This is a genomic window from Streptomyces sp. NPDC038213, from assembly GCF_055600495.1.
On the sequence record NZ_JBVJYM010000015.1, the window covers coordinates 137,904 to 152,330 of the forward strand.

Consider the following 14,427-nt stretch of genomic DNA (forward strand, 5'->3'; position numbering starts at 1 on the left):
ATTGCCCCCGCCATGGGCGCGTACGCGCAACTGCTCGGACGCGCCGGGCGCCGAACGGCTCACAGCCCCAGCGCCAGCCGGTGGTAGGCCTGGTTCCAGCGGAGCTCGCGCCGGAACTGCTGCGCAGTGGTGCTCCCGTCGATGAGGGCGAGTTCCATGCGGAGCATCTCCGCCAGGTCGTCGAGGTGCTCGGAGGTCAGGGCCGAACTGAGGACGGTGTGGTGCGGCCCGCCGGCCGTCAGCCAGGACTCGGTGGAGGTCCGCAGGTCCGGCCGGGGACGCCAGACGGCGCGGGCGACCGGCAGGAGGGGCAGCGGATGCGGCGGCGCCACCACGTCGATGTCGTTGGCGATCAGGCGGAAGCGGTCGCCGAGGTCGGCGAGGCCGACGACCACGGCCGGGCCGGGGGCCGCGTCGAACACCAGGCGCACCGGGTCCTCCCGCCCGCCGATGCCGAGGGGGTGGATCTCGCAGGCGGGCCCGGCCGCCGCGAGGGTGGGGCAGACCTCGAGCATGTGCGCGCCGAGGATGAGCTCGCTGCCCGGCGTCATGTCGTAGGTGTAGTCCTCCATGAAGGAGGTTCCGCCCGGGAGGCCGGCGGCGGCCGCCTTCAGGGCGCGCAGCAGGACTGCGGTCTTCCAGTCCCCTTCCCCGCCGAAGCCGTAGCCCTCGGCCATGAGCCGCTGGACCGCGAGTCCGGGCAGCTGGCGCAGTCCGCCGAGGTCCTCGAAGTTGGTGGTGAAGGCCCCGAAGCCGCCCCTTTCGAGGAAGGTGCGCAGGCCGGCCTCGATGCGGGCCGCGTACCGCAGTGAGCCGTGCCGCTCGCCGTCCGGCCGCAGTTCCGGCGCCAGGCGGTACAGGTCCCCGTACTCCTCGACGAGGGAGTCCACCCGGGTGTCGTCCGCGCTGTCGACGAGTTCCACCAGGTCGTTGACCCCGTAGGTGTTGACGGAGACGCCGAAGCGCAGCTGGGCCTCGACCTTGTCCCCCTCGGTGACGGCCACGTCGCGCATGTTGTCGCCGAAGCGGGCGACCTTGAGGGCGGCCAGTTCGGACCGTGCGACCGCTGCCCGTGCCCAGACGGCGACGCGCGAGGTCGTGCCCGCGTCGGCGACGTGGCCGGCCACGGTCTTGCGGGGCACCCCGAGCCGGGTCTGGAGGTGCCCGAACTCGCGGTCGCCGTGGGCGGCCTGGTTGAGGTTCATGAAGTCCATGTCGATGGTGTCCCAGGGCAGGGCCACGTTCGACTGGGTGTGGAGGTGCAGCAGCGGCTTGCGCAGCGCGTCCAGTCCGGCGATCCACATCTTGGCCGGCGAGAAGGTGTGCATCCAGGCGATGAGCCCGGTGCACCGGTCGTCCGCGTTCGCCTCCAGGCAGATCCGGCGGATGGCCTCGGCGTCGGTCAGGACCGGCTTCCACACCACGCGTGCGGGAAGGCCGGAGACGTCGGCGAGCAGGGCGGCGATCTGCCGCGACTGGTCGGCGACCTGCTTCAGTGTCTGCTCCCCGTACAGGCCCTGGCTGCCGGTGAGGAACCAGATGTCCCGGGCGGGGGAGGTGCGGCTGGTCACATGTGCTCCTGGGGGTGGCGTCCCGCAAGGGGGCGGGCGGGGGCGGCGTGCGGAGGGGGGTGCGGGTGTGCGGAACGGGCTGCGGGGGCTGCTTTCACAGCGCGGTGCGGGCGGTGTCGCGGATGCCCCGGAGGCGGTGCAGCAGGCCGCCGGTGCCGAAGTGGTCGTGCAGGAGGCGGTACTCGGCGAAGAGGGCGTCGTAGGCGTCGGCCCGGGACGCGTCGGGCGTGTACACGGCCGGCAGCCGGCGGCCCATGGCGGCGGTGGCCGTGCGTACGTCGGGGTGGGCTCCGGCGGCGACGGCGGCGTGGATGGCCGACCCGAGGGCGGGGCCCTGGTCGGACGCGGCGAGGGAGACCGGGCGCCGCAGCACGTCGGAGTAGATCTGCATCAGCAGTTCGTTCCTGGCCAGTCCGCCGGCGACGATGAACTCGTGCACCGGTACGCCGCCCGCCTCCAGGGCTTCCACGATGACGCGGGTGCCGAACGCGGTGGCTTCGAGCAGGGCGCGGTAGACGTCCTCGGGGCGGGTCGCGAGCGTGAGGCCCGCGATGACTCCCGAGAGGTGGTGGTCGACGAGGACCGAGCGGTTGCCGTTCAGCCAGTCCAGGGCGACGAGGCCGTGTCCGCCGACGGGCTGCCTGGCGGCCTTGCGGGTCAGCAGGGTGTGCAGGTCCTCGCCGCGGCCGGCGGCCTCGGCGAGGTAGTCCGGCGGGACGCCCTGGTCCAGTACCCAGGCGAAGATGTCGCCGACCGCGCTCTGGCCGGCCTCGTAGCCGTAGGCCCCCTCGACGATCCCGCCGGCCACCACACCGCAGATGCCGGGGACGTCGGCGAGGACGGGGGCGTTGACGACGTGGCAGGTGGAGGTCCCCATGATGGCGAGCAGTTGGCCGTCCTCGACGGCCCGCGCAGCCGCGGCGGTGACGTGGGCGTCGACGTTGCCCGCGGCCACGGCGGTCCCGGCGCGCAGCCCGGTCCACGCTGCCGCCTCGGCGCTGAGCGAGCCCACGCGTGAGCCCTGGGCGGCGAGGGGGAAGGCGAGCCGGGTGCGTGCGAAGTCGCCGAAGCGCGGGTTCAGGGCCGCCAGGTAGTCCTCGCCGGGGTAGGCGCCGTCCTGGTGGATGCCCTTGTAGCCGGCGGTGCAGGCGTTGCGGGACTCGGTCCCGGTGAGCTGCCACACGATCCAGTCGGCGGCCTCGATCCACCGCGCGCAGGCTTCGTAGACGAGGGGGTCCTCCTCCAGCACCTGGAGGGCCTTGGCGAACTGCCACTCCGCGGAGATCCGGCCGCCGTAGCGGGCGATCCACTTCTCGCCGCGGGCGTGGGCGAGTTCGTTGATGCGGTCGGCGTGCGGCTGGGCCGCGTGGTGCTTCCACAGCTTGGGCCAGGCGTGGGGCCGTCCGGCCAGGCCGGTCTCGCTGAGCGGGGTCCCGTCGGCCAGCGTGGGGAGCACGGTGCAGGCGGTGAAGTCGGTGGCGATACCGATCACCGCGGCGGGGTCGACCCCGGCCGCCGCCACCGCCTCCGGGACGGCGTGGCGCAGCACGTCCCGCCAGTCCTGGGGGTGCTGCAGGGCCCAGTCCGGAGGCAGCTGCGCACCGTCGTGCGGCAGTTGCCGGTCGATGACGCCGTGCCGGTAGGTGTGGACCGCCGCAGCCAGCTCCCGGCCGTCGCGGACCCGGACCACCACGGCGCGGCCCGACAGCGTGCCGAAATCGACGCCGACCGTGTACTGCTCGGGTGCTGCGGCGGGCGCGGGGGGAGGGGGTGGGGTCAACGGAGTGCCTTTCGAAGGAGGGCGGGGCGACCGGCGGCCCAGCGGCCGACCGGAGATGCCGGGCCGGTAGTCCCGGCAGTCGGGCCGACAGGCCGAGGGCTGCAATTGTGAGCGCTAACAATGACCGCGGGCAAGATGCTGACGCGATTCATGTGCGCGGGCTGCGCGATCTGCTGGTGCATCAGCGCCGACACGGCCGGGGGATCCCGAGGATAGTGGACAGGTAATGCGTGCAAGGGGGTTGAGAACGAGGCTTGTTAGCGCTCACAATGCGACGGCGCCTGCTTCGGGGCACTCCTCCTGCCCGCCCGGGCCCCGACCTCGTCGTGTCCCGACCCGGCACGGCACTGCACGGCGCATTCCGCACACCCGAAAGGACACCCCTCATGGCCCGCAGAGCAGCTCTCGTCCTCACCGCCGCCCTCCTCGCCTCCTCGGCCCTGACCGCCTGCTCGACCGAAGGCCCCGGATCCGCCCCGGCCGCCGGGGCCGCAAAGCGTTCCGGGGGCCCGATCACCATGGGATTCGCCCAGGTCGGTGCTGAGAGCGGCTGGCGCACGGCCAACACCAAGTCGGTCCAGGAGGCTGCGAAGAAGGCCGGCATCACGCTCAAGTTCTCCGACGCCCAGCAGAAGCAGGAGAACCAGATCAAGGCGATCCGCACCTTCATACAGCAGAAGGTCGACGTCATCGCGTTCTCGCCGGTGGTGGAATCCGGCTGGGACACGGTGCTCAAGGAGGCCAGGGACGCGGGCATCCCGGTGATCCTCACCGACCGCGCCGTGGACACCGCGGACACCTCCCTCTACAAGACCTTCCTGGGCTCCGACTTCGTCAAGGAGGGCAAGTCCGCGGGCGAGTGGCTGACCGGCGCCTACGCGAACCAGCCGGGGCCGGTCAACATCGTCGAGCTCCAGGGCACCACGGGTTCCGCACCCGCCAACGACCGCAAGGCCGGATTCGCCGACGCCATCCGCACCGACGGCAAGTTCAAGATCGTCGCTTCGCAGTCGGGGGACTTCACCCGCGCCAAGGGCAAGGAGGTCATGCAGGCGTTCCTGAAGTCCCAGGAGGACATCGACGTCCTCTACGCCCACAACGACGACATGGCCCTCGGCGCGATCCAGGCCATCGAGGAGTCCGGCAGGAAGCCCGGCACGGACATCAAGGTGATCTCGGTGGACGGGATCAGGGACGCCTTCGTCGCCATGACCCAGGGCAAGATCAACGTCGTGGTGGAGTGCAACCCCATGCTCGGGGGCCAGCTGATGGAGCTGGCCCGGAAGGTCGTGGCGGGGGAGACCGTCCCGAAGCGCGTCGAGACCGAGGAGGGCGTCTTCCCGCAGGACGAGGCCGCGGCAGCGCTGCCGTCCCGGACCTACTGACGCGGCGGGTTCCGGTGCCGGAGCAGTCCCGGCCCCGGTGCCGCCCCGCCGGCAGGATCCCGCTCCACCACCGACCCATGACAGGAGGGCGGATGGCATCCCCGTCCACCCCGCGGCCGGTCCTGGAAGCCCAGGGCGTCCGCAAGCAGTTCCCGGGCGTGCTCGCCCTCGACGGAGTCGCCCTGCGGCTCTTCCCCGGTGAGGTGCACGCCCTGATGGGCGAGAACGGCGCCGGGAAGTCCACCTTGATCAAGGTGCTCACCGGCGTCCACCCCGCGGACGGCGGAAGCATCCTCGTCGACGGCCGCCCCCATGCGTTCACGGACCCCCTCCACGCGCAGCACGCCGGAATCAGCACCGTGTACCAGGAGGTCAACCTCTGCCCGAACCTCTCGGTCGCCGAGAACATCCTCATCGGGCGCGAACCGCGCCGGTTCGGTCTCATCCGCTGGTCCGAGACGAGGCGGCGGGCCGCGGAGCTGCTGACGGAGCTGGACCTGCACCTGGACGTCACGAGCCCGCTCGGCTCGCACTCACTGGCGGTGCAGCAACTGGTCGCGATCGTCTGGGCGGTGGACCTCTCCGCCAAGGTGCTCGTGCTGGACGAACCGACCTCGAGCCTGGACCGGGAGGAGGTCGCCCAGCTCTTCACCCTGGTGCGGCGGCTGCGGGACCGCGGTGTGGCCGTCCTGTTCGTGACGCACTTCCTGGACCAGGTGTTCGACCTGTGCGACCGCGTCACCATCCTGCGCAACGGCCGTCTGGAAGGCGAGTACCCCATCGGTGAACTCACTCCGGTGACGCTGGTGCAGCGCATGATCGGCGGGGAACTGGCCGCCCTCGACCAGCTGTCCGGCCGCGCCGCGGCGGAGGCGGCCGCCCGGACGTCCGGCGCACCCTTCCTGCGGGCACGACAGCTGGCCCGTACGGGCTCGATCGAACCGTACGACCTCGACATCCACGCCGGAGAGGTGGTCGGACTGGCCGGCCTCCTGGGTTCGGGCCGCACCGAGGCGGCGCGCCTCCTGTTCGGCGCGGACAGCGCCGATGCCGGAGAAGTGCGCATCGACGGCGAGAGGACAGTCCTGCGCACCCCCCGCCACGCCATCGCCCGGGGCATCGCGTTCTGCTCCGAGAACCGCAAGTCCGAGGGGCTGGTGGGCGAGCTCACGGTCCGCGAGAACATCGTCCTGGCCCTGCAGGCCGCCCGCGGCTGGACCAGGCCGCTGGCCCGTGCCCAGCAGGACGAACTGGCGCGGCACTGGATCGAAGCCCTGGACATCCGCCCCGCCGACCCGGAAGCACAGATCCGCCACCTCAGCGGCGGCAACCAGCAGAAGGTCCTCCTCGCCCGCTGGCTGCTGACCGCACCGCGGCTCCTGATCCTCGACGAGCCCACCCGGGGCATCGACATCGGAGCCAAGGCCGAGATCCAGCGACTGGTGGCCCGCCTGGCGAGAGAAGGCACCGCCGTGCTGTTCATCTCGGCGGAGCTCGAAGAGGTCCTGCGCCTGAGCCACCGCATCGCCGTGCTCCGCGACCACCGCATGGTGGCCGCCTTCGCGAACGACGAGAGCGTCACACCCGACCGCGTGTTCACCACCATCGCCACCGGAGCGGCCCCATGACCCCCCAGCCCGCCAGGTACCCCGCGGCCGGCGGAGTCGGGCGACGGCTGGCCGGCCACCGGCTCCTGTGGCCCGCGCTCGCCCTGCTCGCCCTGCTCCTCGGCAACCTCGCGTTCCAGCCCGGCTTCCTCGCCGTCCGCGTACGCGACGGCCACCTCTACGGCAGCCTCATCGACATCCTCCAGTTCGGGGCACCCCTCGTCCTGGTGGCGCTCGGCATGACCCTCGTCATCGCCACCCGCGGCATCGACCTCTCGGTGGGCTCCACGGTCGCCATCGCCGGCGCCCTGGCCTGCGGGCACATCTCCGCCGCCGCACAGCCCGGCAGCGTGGCCACCACGGCCACGGCCGTCGCCCTCGCACTCGGCGTCGCCCTCGTACTGGGCCTCGCCAACGGCCTCCTGGTCGCCGGGCTGGGGGTACAGCCCATCGTGGCCACGCTGATCCTCATGGTCGCGGGCCGGGGCGTCGCCCAGCTGATCGGCGACGGACAGATCATCACCGTGACCAGTGCCCCCTACAAGATGATCGGCGGCGGATACTGGCTGTTCCTCCCCTTCGCCGTCCTCCTGGCCTCAGCGCTCGTCGCGCTCACCGCCTTCGTCACCCGCCGCAGCGCACTGGGCCTCCTGATCGAGTCCGTGGGCGGGAACCCCGCCGCCAGCCGCCTGGCCGGCATCCGCGCCGGCGGCCTGCTCGCCCTCGTGTACGTCTTCAGTGCGCTGTGCGCCGCCGTCGCCGGGCTGATGATCAGCTCGAACGTGTCCAGCGCCGACGGGAACAACGCCGGCCTGTGGATCGAACTCGACGCGATCCTGGCGGTCGTCATCGGCGGCACCGCCCTGACCGGAGGACGTTTCTCCCTGGGGGGCACCGTCCTGGGCGCCCTGACCATCCAGACCCTGTCCACCACCGTCTACACCCTCGGCGTCCCGCCCGAGACCACCCTCGTCTTCAAGGCGTTCGTCGTCATCGCGGTCTGCCTCGTGCAGTCACCGGCCTTCCGGGCCAAGACCCTGCGCCGCCGCAGGACGGGCGCTCCCCGACCCCACGAGACGGCGGGCCCCGCCCCGCAGCACCAGGAGGTAGGCGCATGAGCGCCGGTACCGCGAGCGCCGCCGCGCAGCCCACCCGCCCGTTCGCAGCGGTGTCCCCGCGCACGCGCACCCGCATCCCGCTGATCGTCACGGCCGTCCTGCTGGTCGCCATGTTCGGCGTCGGCTCGGTGCGCTACGAGGGCTTCTTCTCCGCGCAGGTCCTGCTCAACCTGCTGATCGACAACGGGTTCCTGCTGGTCGTCGCGGTCGGGGCGACGTTCGTCATCCTCACCGGCGGCATCGACCTGTCCGTCGGCTCCGTAGTGGCCCTGTCGACCATGCTCACCGCCTGGCTGATCGAGTCGCACGGCTGGCCCCTGGCCGCCGTCATCCCCCTGGTCCTCCTGACCGGTACCGCCGGCGGGACCCTCATGGGCTGGATCATCCACGCCTTCGACATCCAGCCCTTCATCGTCACCCTCGCGGGCATGTTCCTCGCCCGCGGGCTTTGCTACACGATCAGCACCGAATCCATCACGATCAGCGACCCCGCCACCGCGGGCATCGCGCAGACCCGTCTGTACGGCCCGGGAGGGCTGTTCGTCTCGATCCCGGTGGTCATCGCCCTGGCCGTGCTGGTGACCGCCTTCGTCGTCCTGCACCACACGCGCTTCGGCCGCAACGTGTACGCGCTGGGGGGCAACGAGTCGTCCGCGCGCCTGATGGGCCTGCCGGTGGGCCCCACCAAGATCGCCGTGTACGCCGTCAGCGGCCTGTGCTCCGCTCTGGGCGGCCTCCTGCTGACCTTCTACATGCTCTCCGGCTACGCCCTCCACGCCATGGGCATGGAACTCGACGCCATCGCCGCCACGGTGATCGGCGGCTCGCTGCTCACCGGAGGCTCCGGCTTCGTTCTGGGCACCGCCCTCGGTGTCCTCGTCCTCGGGCTGATGCAGACGGTCGTCAACTTCCAGGGAACGCTCAGCTCCTGGTGGACCCGCATCGTCATCGGCGCACTGCTGCTCGTGTTCATCGTGCTGCAACGGCTGATGACCGGACGCCGCCCCGGCGCCCACTGACCCGAGGGGACCGTTCCATGGAACCTTTACGCGAGTCCTCCGGCCGGGCCGCCGGGCCCGGGCAGGCCACCGCCGGTCCGCGGACGGACCGCCCCCTGCGGGTCGGCGACGGGGGAGCGGGCGAGCGGTGGCGGTTCGGCTTCCCGGGCCGGGCCTGCGCGGAGGTCCACACGCTCGGCGCCCGCCTCCGTTCGCTGATCCTGCCCGACCGCTGGGGCTACCACGCCGATGTGGTGCTCGCCCCCCGCGACGCCGGCGCCTGCGGGGGCTCCGCACGCTACTTCGGCGCGACGGCGGGCCGCTGCGCCAACCGGATCGCGGGCGGCGGTTTCGTCCTCGACGGAGTCGCCCACCGGCTCGCCGCCCAGGAGAACGGGCACACGCTCCACGGCGGTCCCGACGGGTTCGACCAGCGGGTCTGGCGGTGCGAACCCTTCCACTCCGCGCACCGCACCGGCGTCCGCCTGTTCCTGCACAGCCCCGACGGCGACCAGGGGTTCCCGGGCGCCCTGGACGTCCGCGTCACCTACACGCTGGACCGGCAGGACAACCTGACCCTGTCGTACCACGCGGTCGCCGACGCGCCGACCGTCGTCAACCTCACCAACCACGCCTACTGGAACCTCGAGGGCGAGGGGCGCGGCAACGTCCTGGGCCACCACCTCCAGGTCGAGGCCCCCTCCTACACCCCGGTCGACGCCGAGCTGATCCCCGACGGCCCCCAACGCGCGGTCAGCGGCACGCCGTTCGATCTCCGCAGGCCCAGGCGGCTCTCCGACGTCCTGACCCGGCCGGACGCCCAACTGGCCCTCGCCGGTGGCGGTTTCGACCACAACTGGGTCCTCGCCGGCGCCCGGCGGGCCCGTCCGCTGAAGGCCGCCGTCCTGTACGCACCCGCCTCCGGCCGCCGCATGGACGTCCTCACCACCGAACCGGGAATCCAGGTCTACACCGCCCAGGGGCTGACCGGTGACATCACGGGCAAGGGGGGCAGGCCCTACCAGGCCTATGCGGGCGTCGCGCTGGAGACCCAGCACTACCCGGACTCGCCGAACCGACCCGACTACCCGGCGGTCGTACTGCGCCCGGGTGAGGTGTACCGGTCGACAACGGTCCACCGGTTCACCACGGTCACCGTCTGAGAGCGCGGCGGCCGCAGCCGCCGTCCGGTGCTGCCGGGGCACCGGACGGCGGCTGCGGCTCATCCGCCCGGCGGACCGATCCTGCGGGCCGTGCTGGCGCGCACGATGAGCTCGGGCGCCACCACCAGGTGCGTCGACTCGTCGGTCCGGCCTTCGATGTGGTCCAGGAGCAGGCCGATGCTCTCGCGTCCGAGCAGGGCGAAGTCCTGCCGGACGGTCGTCAGCGGAGGCGGGAAGAACTCCGCCTCGGGGATGTCGTCGAATCCGGCCACGGCCACGTCCTCCGGTGTGCGCAGGCCCGCTTCCCGCAAGGCCCGCAGGACTCCGAGGGCCATCTGGTCGTTGGCCACGAACACGGCGGTGAGGCCGGCTCCCCGCCCCCGCGAGGCCAGGAACCGGCCCGCGAGCTGCTGGCCCGCCTGGTACCCCGACAGCGGACTCCAGTCGCCGCGCAGCACGGGCGGCACCTCGGCGCCGGCCTCACGGAGCGTGTCCTCCCAGCCCTGCGTGCGGGCCTCGCTCTCCAGCCAGTCGGACGGTCCCGCCACGTGCCACACGGTGGCGTGGCCCGACGCGAGGAGGTGTTCGGTGACAAGGCGGGCGCCGAGGTTCTGGTCCAGGGACACCCCGGGCAGGTCGAGGGTGTGGCCGCCTTCCACGGTGACCACCGGGCAGGGTGCCTCCAGTGCCGCCAGGGCGCGCACCGCCGCGCGCTGCGGCGTGACGGCGACGATCCCCTCCACGCCCCACCCGGCGAGGTGCTGCATGGCCTCGGCGAGGGCCGTCTGCGTGGCGGTCCGCAGGGTGACGGCCGAGGTCAGGTAGCCACGGTCACGGGCCGCCTCCTGCACTCCCGCCACGGTGCTTGCGGGTCCGTGCAGAGTGGTGTTCACCGCGATGACGCCCAGGGTGTGGGTCCGCCGGGTGACCAGCGCCCGCGCCGCAGAGTTGCGCCGGTACCCCAGCTGCTCGATGACTTCGGTCACGGCGGCGCGGGTCTTGGCGCTCACGTTCGGGTGGTCGCTGAGCACCCGTGAAACGGTCTGGTGGGACACGCCGGCAACGCGCGCGACGTCGGCCATCGTGGGCGCTCGCGAGACGTCCGGGACCTGGGTCAATTCTCTTCCTCTCCTCATCGAGCGGCCTTCCCTCAAGGTATCGAACCCGTCGCGGCCCGCACACACCCGGGCCGTTCGGCAGGCGAGGGGGGTGAGTGGATTGTTTGCGCTCACATTATGCCGCGCTCACTACGGGGTGGGGAGGGGAATCTCCACGTAGGTATTGAGAATCCTGCTTGTTAGCGCTCACAATCAGCCCGGGGGAGCTGCAGCAGCGCAGCATGTCGCGCCCCCGATCAGTCCTGCCCACACGCGTGCGCGACCGCGGGCCTGCCGACGCCGGCCCGAGAAGCCGCCGCGCATACCGGAGAGACGGTGAGAGCTGCAGTGAGCGAGCCCAACCTCAAGGACCTCCGTCGCGAGGTCCTCGCGGCCAACCTGCGTATCCCCGAGGCCGGCCTGGCCACCCTCACCTGGGGAAACGTCAGCGGAGTGGATCGTGACGCGGGCGTCTTCGTCATCAAGCCGTCCGGGGTCCCCTATGCCGAACTCACCGAGGGGGATCTGGTGGTCGTTGCGCTGGAGGACGGGCGGGTCGTCGACGGACGCCTCCGGCCGTCGACCGACACCGAAACCCACCGGTGCCTCTACCGGGCCTTCCCCTCCCTCGGGGGCATCACCCACACGCACTCGGCGCACGCCGTCGCCTTCGCCCAGGCGCGCCGCCCCATACCCGTGCTCGGCACCACGCACGCCGACACCTTCAACGGTCCCGTGCCGGTGACGGCGGACCTCACCGCCGAGCAGTGCGCGCAGAACTACGAGTACAACACCGGGCAGGTGATCGTCGACCTGCTCGACGGCGATGGGCACCGGGCCGACGAGGTCCCCGGAGCGCTCGTCTCACGGCACGGCCCCTTCACCTGGGGTGCCTCCGCGACGGCTGCGCTGGAGCACGCCGTCGTCTGCGAAGCCGTTGCGGAGATGGCGCTGCACACGTTGGCGCTGGGGTCCCGCCTCGGAAGCACGTCCGAACCGCCGGGGCATCTGCTGGAGCGGCACTTCACCCGCAAGCACGGGCCGGACGCCTACTACGGCAACGCCGCTCACACCCGGTAGGCCTGGGGGTGGCCCGCCGCGGCCCAACCCGCCCTCAGACCGGCGGTCTTGACGGACCGTCCGGCCGCTGGCTTGATGGGAGCGCTCCCACGGACCCGCCCGCTCCAACGGAAGGCTTCACCGTGCCCCCTGCCACCCCCGCCCGCGGCATGCCGCGCCGCGCGTCCGCCGTCCTCGCCTGCCTGGCGCTCGCCCTCGGCGCCCCGTCCGCGGCGGCCGTGGACGCACCGGCCGCGGCCGGCGCCACCGCTGCTGCCGACACGCCCGTCCGGGTCAACCAGCTCGGCTACCTGCCCGACGGCCCCAAGCGGGCCACTGTGGTCACCCCCTCAACCACCCCGCTCGCCTGGCAACTGCGCAGCGCCTCCGGCGCGGCAGTCGCCTCGGGCACCACCACCGTGCACGGTCCCGACCGGGCCTCCGGCCAGTCCGCGCACCTGGTGGACTTCGGCGCCTACACCGGTGCCGGCACGGGCTTCACCCTGGTCGCGGGTGACCGGACCAGCCACCCGTTCGACATCTCCGCCTCCCTGTACGACGGACTGCGCGCCGACAGCATGTCGTTCTTCTACCAGCAGCGCAGCGGTGTCGCGATCGATGCCGCCCTGGCCGGCGGCAGCGCCTACGCCCGCCCCGCCGGGCACCTGGGTGTGGCCCCGAACCGGGGCGACACCAGCGTCCCCTGCCAGCCCGGGGTGTGCGACTACGCCCTGGACGTCCGCGGGGGCTGGTACGACGCCGGCGACCACGGAAAATACGTGGTCAACGGCGGCATATCCGTCTGGGAGATGGTCAACTCCTTCGAGAGGGCCGGGCGTTCGGGCGGCGGCGCAGCCCTCGGCGACGGGTCGCTGCGGGTGCCGGAACGCGCCAACGGGACCCCGGACGTGCTGGACGAGGCCCGCTGGGAGCTGGAGTTCCTGCTGCGGATGCAGGTCCCCGCAGGGAAGCCGATGGCGGGCATGGCCTTCCACAAGATGCACGACGCCGCGTGGACCGCACTGCCGACGCGTCCCGAACTCGACTCCTCACCACGCGAGCTGCACAGGCCGTCGACCGCCGCGACGCTGAACCTGGCAGCCGCTGCCGCACAGTGTGCCCGGGTGTACGCCCCGTACGACGCCGCGTTCGCCGCCCGCTGCCTGGACGCGGCCCGCCGCGCCTGGACGGCGGCCAGGGCCAACCCGGACGTCCTGGCCCCCGGGAGCGACAACACCGGCGGCGGCGCCTACGAGGACGCCGACGTGTCCGACGAGTTCTACTGGGCGGCGGCGGAACTCCTCGCCACCACCGGCGAGGCGCAGTACCGGGAGGCCGTCACCACTTCTGCGCACCACACCAGGCCCGTAGACGCCTTCTGGTGGGGCGGCACCGCCACACCCGGCCGCATCACCCTCGCCACCGTCCCCGGCGTGTCCCTGCCCGCCGCCGACACGGCCCGGCTGCGCGCGCTGCTGACCGCCGCCGCCGACGCCCACCTGTCGACCATGGCCGGGCAGGGCTACGCGGTCCCGCTCCCCGCCACCGGGTACGGCTGGGGCTCCAACAGCTCCGTCGCCAACAACGCGATCGTGCTCGCCGTCGCGTACGAGCTCACCGGTCAGCAGCGCTACCGGGCCGGGGCCTTGGAGTCCCTGGACTACCTGCTCGGCCGCAACGCACTCGACCTCTCCTACGTGACCGGATACGGAGACCGCTACTCCCAGAACCAGCACCACCGGTTCTGGGCCCGCCAGAACGACGCCTCGCTGCCGCACCCGCCGGCCGGCTCCTTCGCGGGCGGGCCGAACGCCGCACTGGAGGACCCCGTGGCCAGGGAGAGGCTCGCGGGCTGCGCACCGGCGGCGTGCTACGTGGACGACATCGGCTCGTACTCCACCAACGAGGTGGCCGTCAACTGGAACGCCTCACTGGCCTGGCTGGCGGCGTTCGCCGCCGAGCGGCGCGCCGTCCCGGCGGTGCCCGTGGTGCAGGTGGGACCGGCGGCCGTGACGGTCCCGGAGGGAGGCTCGGCGCCGGTGGGTGTGCGCCTTTCGGCCGCGCCCGCGCAGAACGTGACCGTGACGGTGGCCCGCGTCTCCGGCGACAGCGACCTGTCGGCGGCCGCGACCCTGGTGTTCACCCCGTCCGACTGGGCCACCGTGCGGCAGGTCCCGGTCCATGCCGCCCAGGATGCCGACACGTCCCCGGGCGTCGCGACGTTCTCGGCCGGCGGGCCCGGCGTGCAGTCGGCGACGTTCACGGCCACGGAGTCGGACGACGACGCTCCGGCGGCCTCCTGCACGGTGGAGTACCGGATCGACAACTCCTGGGGCAGCGGATTCACGGCGACGGTGACGGTGAGGAACACCGGGGCCTCGGCGGTGACCGGGTGGAGCCTCGGCTGGAGCTTCGCGGGTGATCAGCGCATCGGCAGCGCCTGGAACGCCGCGGTGAGCCAGGAGGGCAGGACCGTCACGGCCCGGGACGCCGGATGGAACGGCACGCTGGCGCCCGGCGGCAGCGCGAGCTTCGGCTTCCAGGCGACGTACTCGGGAGCCAACGCTGTCCCGGCGGGCTTCACGCTGGGCGGGGCGCCCTGCTCCTGACCCCCGGCACGCCGGGTCCGCCCGCCGGCCGGCAGGCCGG

At 72.6% G+C, this 14,427-nt stretch carries 10 protein-coding genes; 7 read left to right on the forward strand and 3 right to left on the reverse strand.

Going from position 1 to position 14,427, the window contains the following annotated elements; all coding sequences use genetic code 11:
• Positions 1 to 59: 59 nt before the first annotated feature.
• Both araA and araB read right to left on the reverse strand, forming a co-directional pair.
• Positions 60 to 1,571, reverse strand: a complete 1,512-nt coding sequence (gene araA, locus ACZ7JZ_RS21565; RefSeq protein WP_470941533.1) for an L-arabinose isomerase — start codon at positions 1,569 to 1,571, stop codon at positions 60 to 62.
• Positions 1,572 to 1,665: 94 nt separating this feature from the next.
• Positions 1,666 to 3,351 (reverse strand): ribulokinase, encoded by a 1,686-nt coding sequence (araB, locus tag ACZ7JZ_RS21570; RefSeq protein ID WP_470941535.1) that lies wholly within the window; start codon positions 3,349 to 3,351, stop codon positions 1,666 to 1,668.
• A gap of 386 nt (positions 3,352 to 3,737) precedes the next feature.
• Between araB and ACZ7JZ_RS21575 the strand changes: the two genes are divergently transcribed.
• The 5 genes from ACZ7JZ_RS21575 (at position 3,738) to ACZ7JZ_RS21595 (ending at position 9,622) form a co-directional block, all read left to right on the forward strand.
• Positions 3,738 to 4,736 (forward strand): ABC transporter substrate-binding protein, encoded by a 999-nt coding sequence (locus ACZ7JZ_RS21575; RefSeq protein ID WP_470941536.1) that lies wholly within the window; start codon positions 3,738 to 3,740, stop codon positions 4,734 to 4,736.
• Positions 4,737 to 4,828: 92 nt separating this feature from the next.
• Positions 4,829 to 6,364, forward strand: a complete 1,536-nt coding sequence (locus ACZ7JZ_RS21580) for a sugar ABC transporter ATP-binding protein (protein WP_470941538.1) — start codon at positions 4,829 to 4,831, stop codon at positions 6,362 to 6,364.
• On the forward strand, positions 6,361 to 7,461 hold the full coding sequence (locus tag ACZ7JZ_RS21585; protein WP_470941540.1) for an ABC transporter permease: 1,101 nt from the start codon (positions 6,361 to 6,363) through the stop codon (positions 7,459 to 7,461). The genes ACZ7JZ_RS21580 and ACZ7JZ_RS21585 overlap by 4 nt, the downstream gene beginning before the upstream one ends.
• Entirely contained in the window at positions 7,458 to 8,480 is a 1,023-nt protein-coding gene (gene yjfF / locus ACZ7JZ_RS21590; protein WP_470941542.1) for a galactofuranose ABC transporter, permease protein YjfF, read from the forward strand. The genes ACZ7JZ_RS21585 and yjfF overlap by 4 nt, the downstream gene beginning before the upstream one ends.
• A 17-nt stretch (positions 8,481 to 8,497) precedes the next feature.
• The gene (locus tag ACZ7JZ_RS21595) at positions 8,498 to 9,622 is read left to right on the forward strand and encodes an aldose epimerase family protein (protein ID WP_470941544.1); all 1,125 of its coding nucleotides are present in this window, start codon (positions 8,498 to 8,500) and stop codon (positions 9,620 to 9,622) included.
• A 59-nt stretch (positions 9,623 to 9,681) separates the two neighbouring features.
• Here the strand turns inward: ACZ7JZ_RS21595 and ACZ7JZ_RS21600 are convergent, their stop codons facing one another.
• Positions 9,682 to 10,758, reverse strand: coding sequence for a LacI family DNA-binding transcriptional regulator (locus ACZ7JZ_RS21600; RefSeq protein ID WP_470941546.1), 1,077 nt, complete (start codon positions 10,756 to 10,758; stop codon positions 9,682 to 9,684).
• A gap of 309 nt (positions 10,759 to 11,067) precedes the next feature.
• On the opposite strand from ACZ7JZ_RS21600, the gene araD reads away from it, so the two are divergent.
• Both araD and ACZ7JZ_RS21610 read left to right on the forward strand, forming a co-directional pair.
• Positions 11,068 to 11,799 carry an L-ribulose-5-phosphate 4-epimerase AraD gene (gene araD, locus ACZ7JZ_RS21605; protein WP_470941548.1) on the forward strand — a complete coding sequence of 244 codons (732 nt, stop codon included), beginning with the start codon at positions 11,068 to 11,070 and terminating at the stop codon, positions 11,797 to 11,799.
• A 149-nt stretch (positions 11,800 to 11,948) separates the two neighbouring features.
• Positions 11,949 to 14,387: a glycoside hydrolase family 9 protein gene (locus ACZ7JZ_RS21610; RefSeq protein ID WP_470941575.1), complete on the forward strand. Its 2,439-nt coding sequence runs from the start codon at positions 11,949 to 11,951 to the stop codon at positions 14,385 to 14,387.
• Positions 14,388 to 14,427 lie beyond the last annotated feature (40 nt).

Excerpts from the sequence above, each read along its gene's own strand:
- ACZ7JZ_RS21575 (WP_470941536.1), top strand. The coding sequence starts at position 3,738 with ATGGCCCGCAGAGCAGCTCTCGTCCTCACCGCCGCCCTCCTCGCCTCC.
- ACZ7JZ_RS21580 (WP_470941538.1), top strand. The coding sequence starts at position 4,829 with ATGGCATCCCCGTCCACCCCGCGGCCGGTCCTGGAAGCCCAGGGCGTC.
- ACZ7JZ_RS21585 (WP_470941540.1), top strand. The coding sequence starts at position 6,361 with ATGACCCCCCAGCCCGCCAGGTACCCCGCGGCCGGCGGAGTCGGGCGA.
- yjfF (WP_470941542.1), top strand. The coding sequence starts at position 7,458 with ATGAGCGCCGGTACCGCGAGCGCCGCCGCGCAGCCCACCCGCCCGTTC.
- ACZ7JZ_RS21595 (WP_470941544.1), top strand. The coding sequence starts at position 8,498 with ATGGAACCTTTACGCGAGTCCTCCGGCCGGGCCGCCGGGCCCGGGCAG.
- ACZ7JZ_RS21600 (WP_470941546.1), bottom strand. The coding sequence starts at position 10,758 with ATGAGGAGAGGAAGAGAATTGACCCAGGTCCCGGACGTCTCGCGAGCG.
- ACZ7JZ_RS21610 (WP_470941575.1), top strand. The coding sequence starts at position 11,949 with ATGCCGCGCCGCGCGTCCGCCGTCCTCGCCTGCCTGGCGCTCGCCCTC.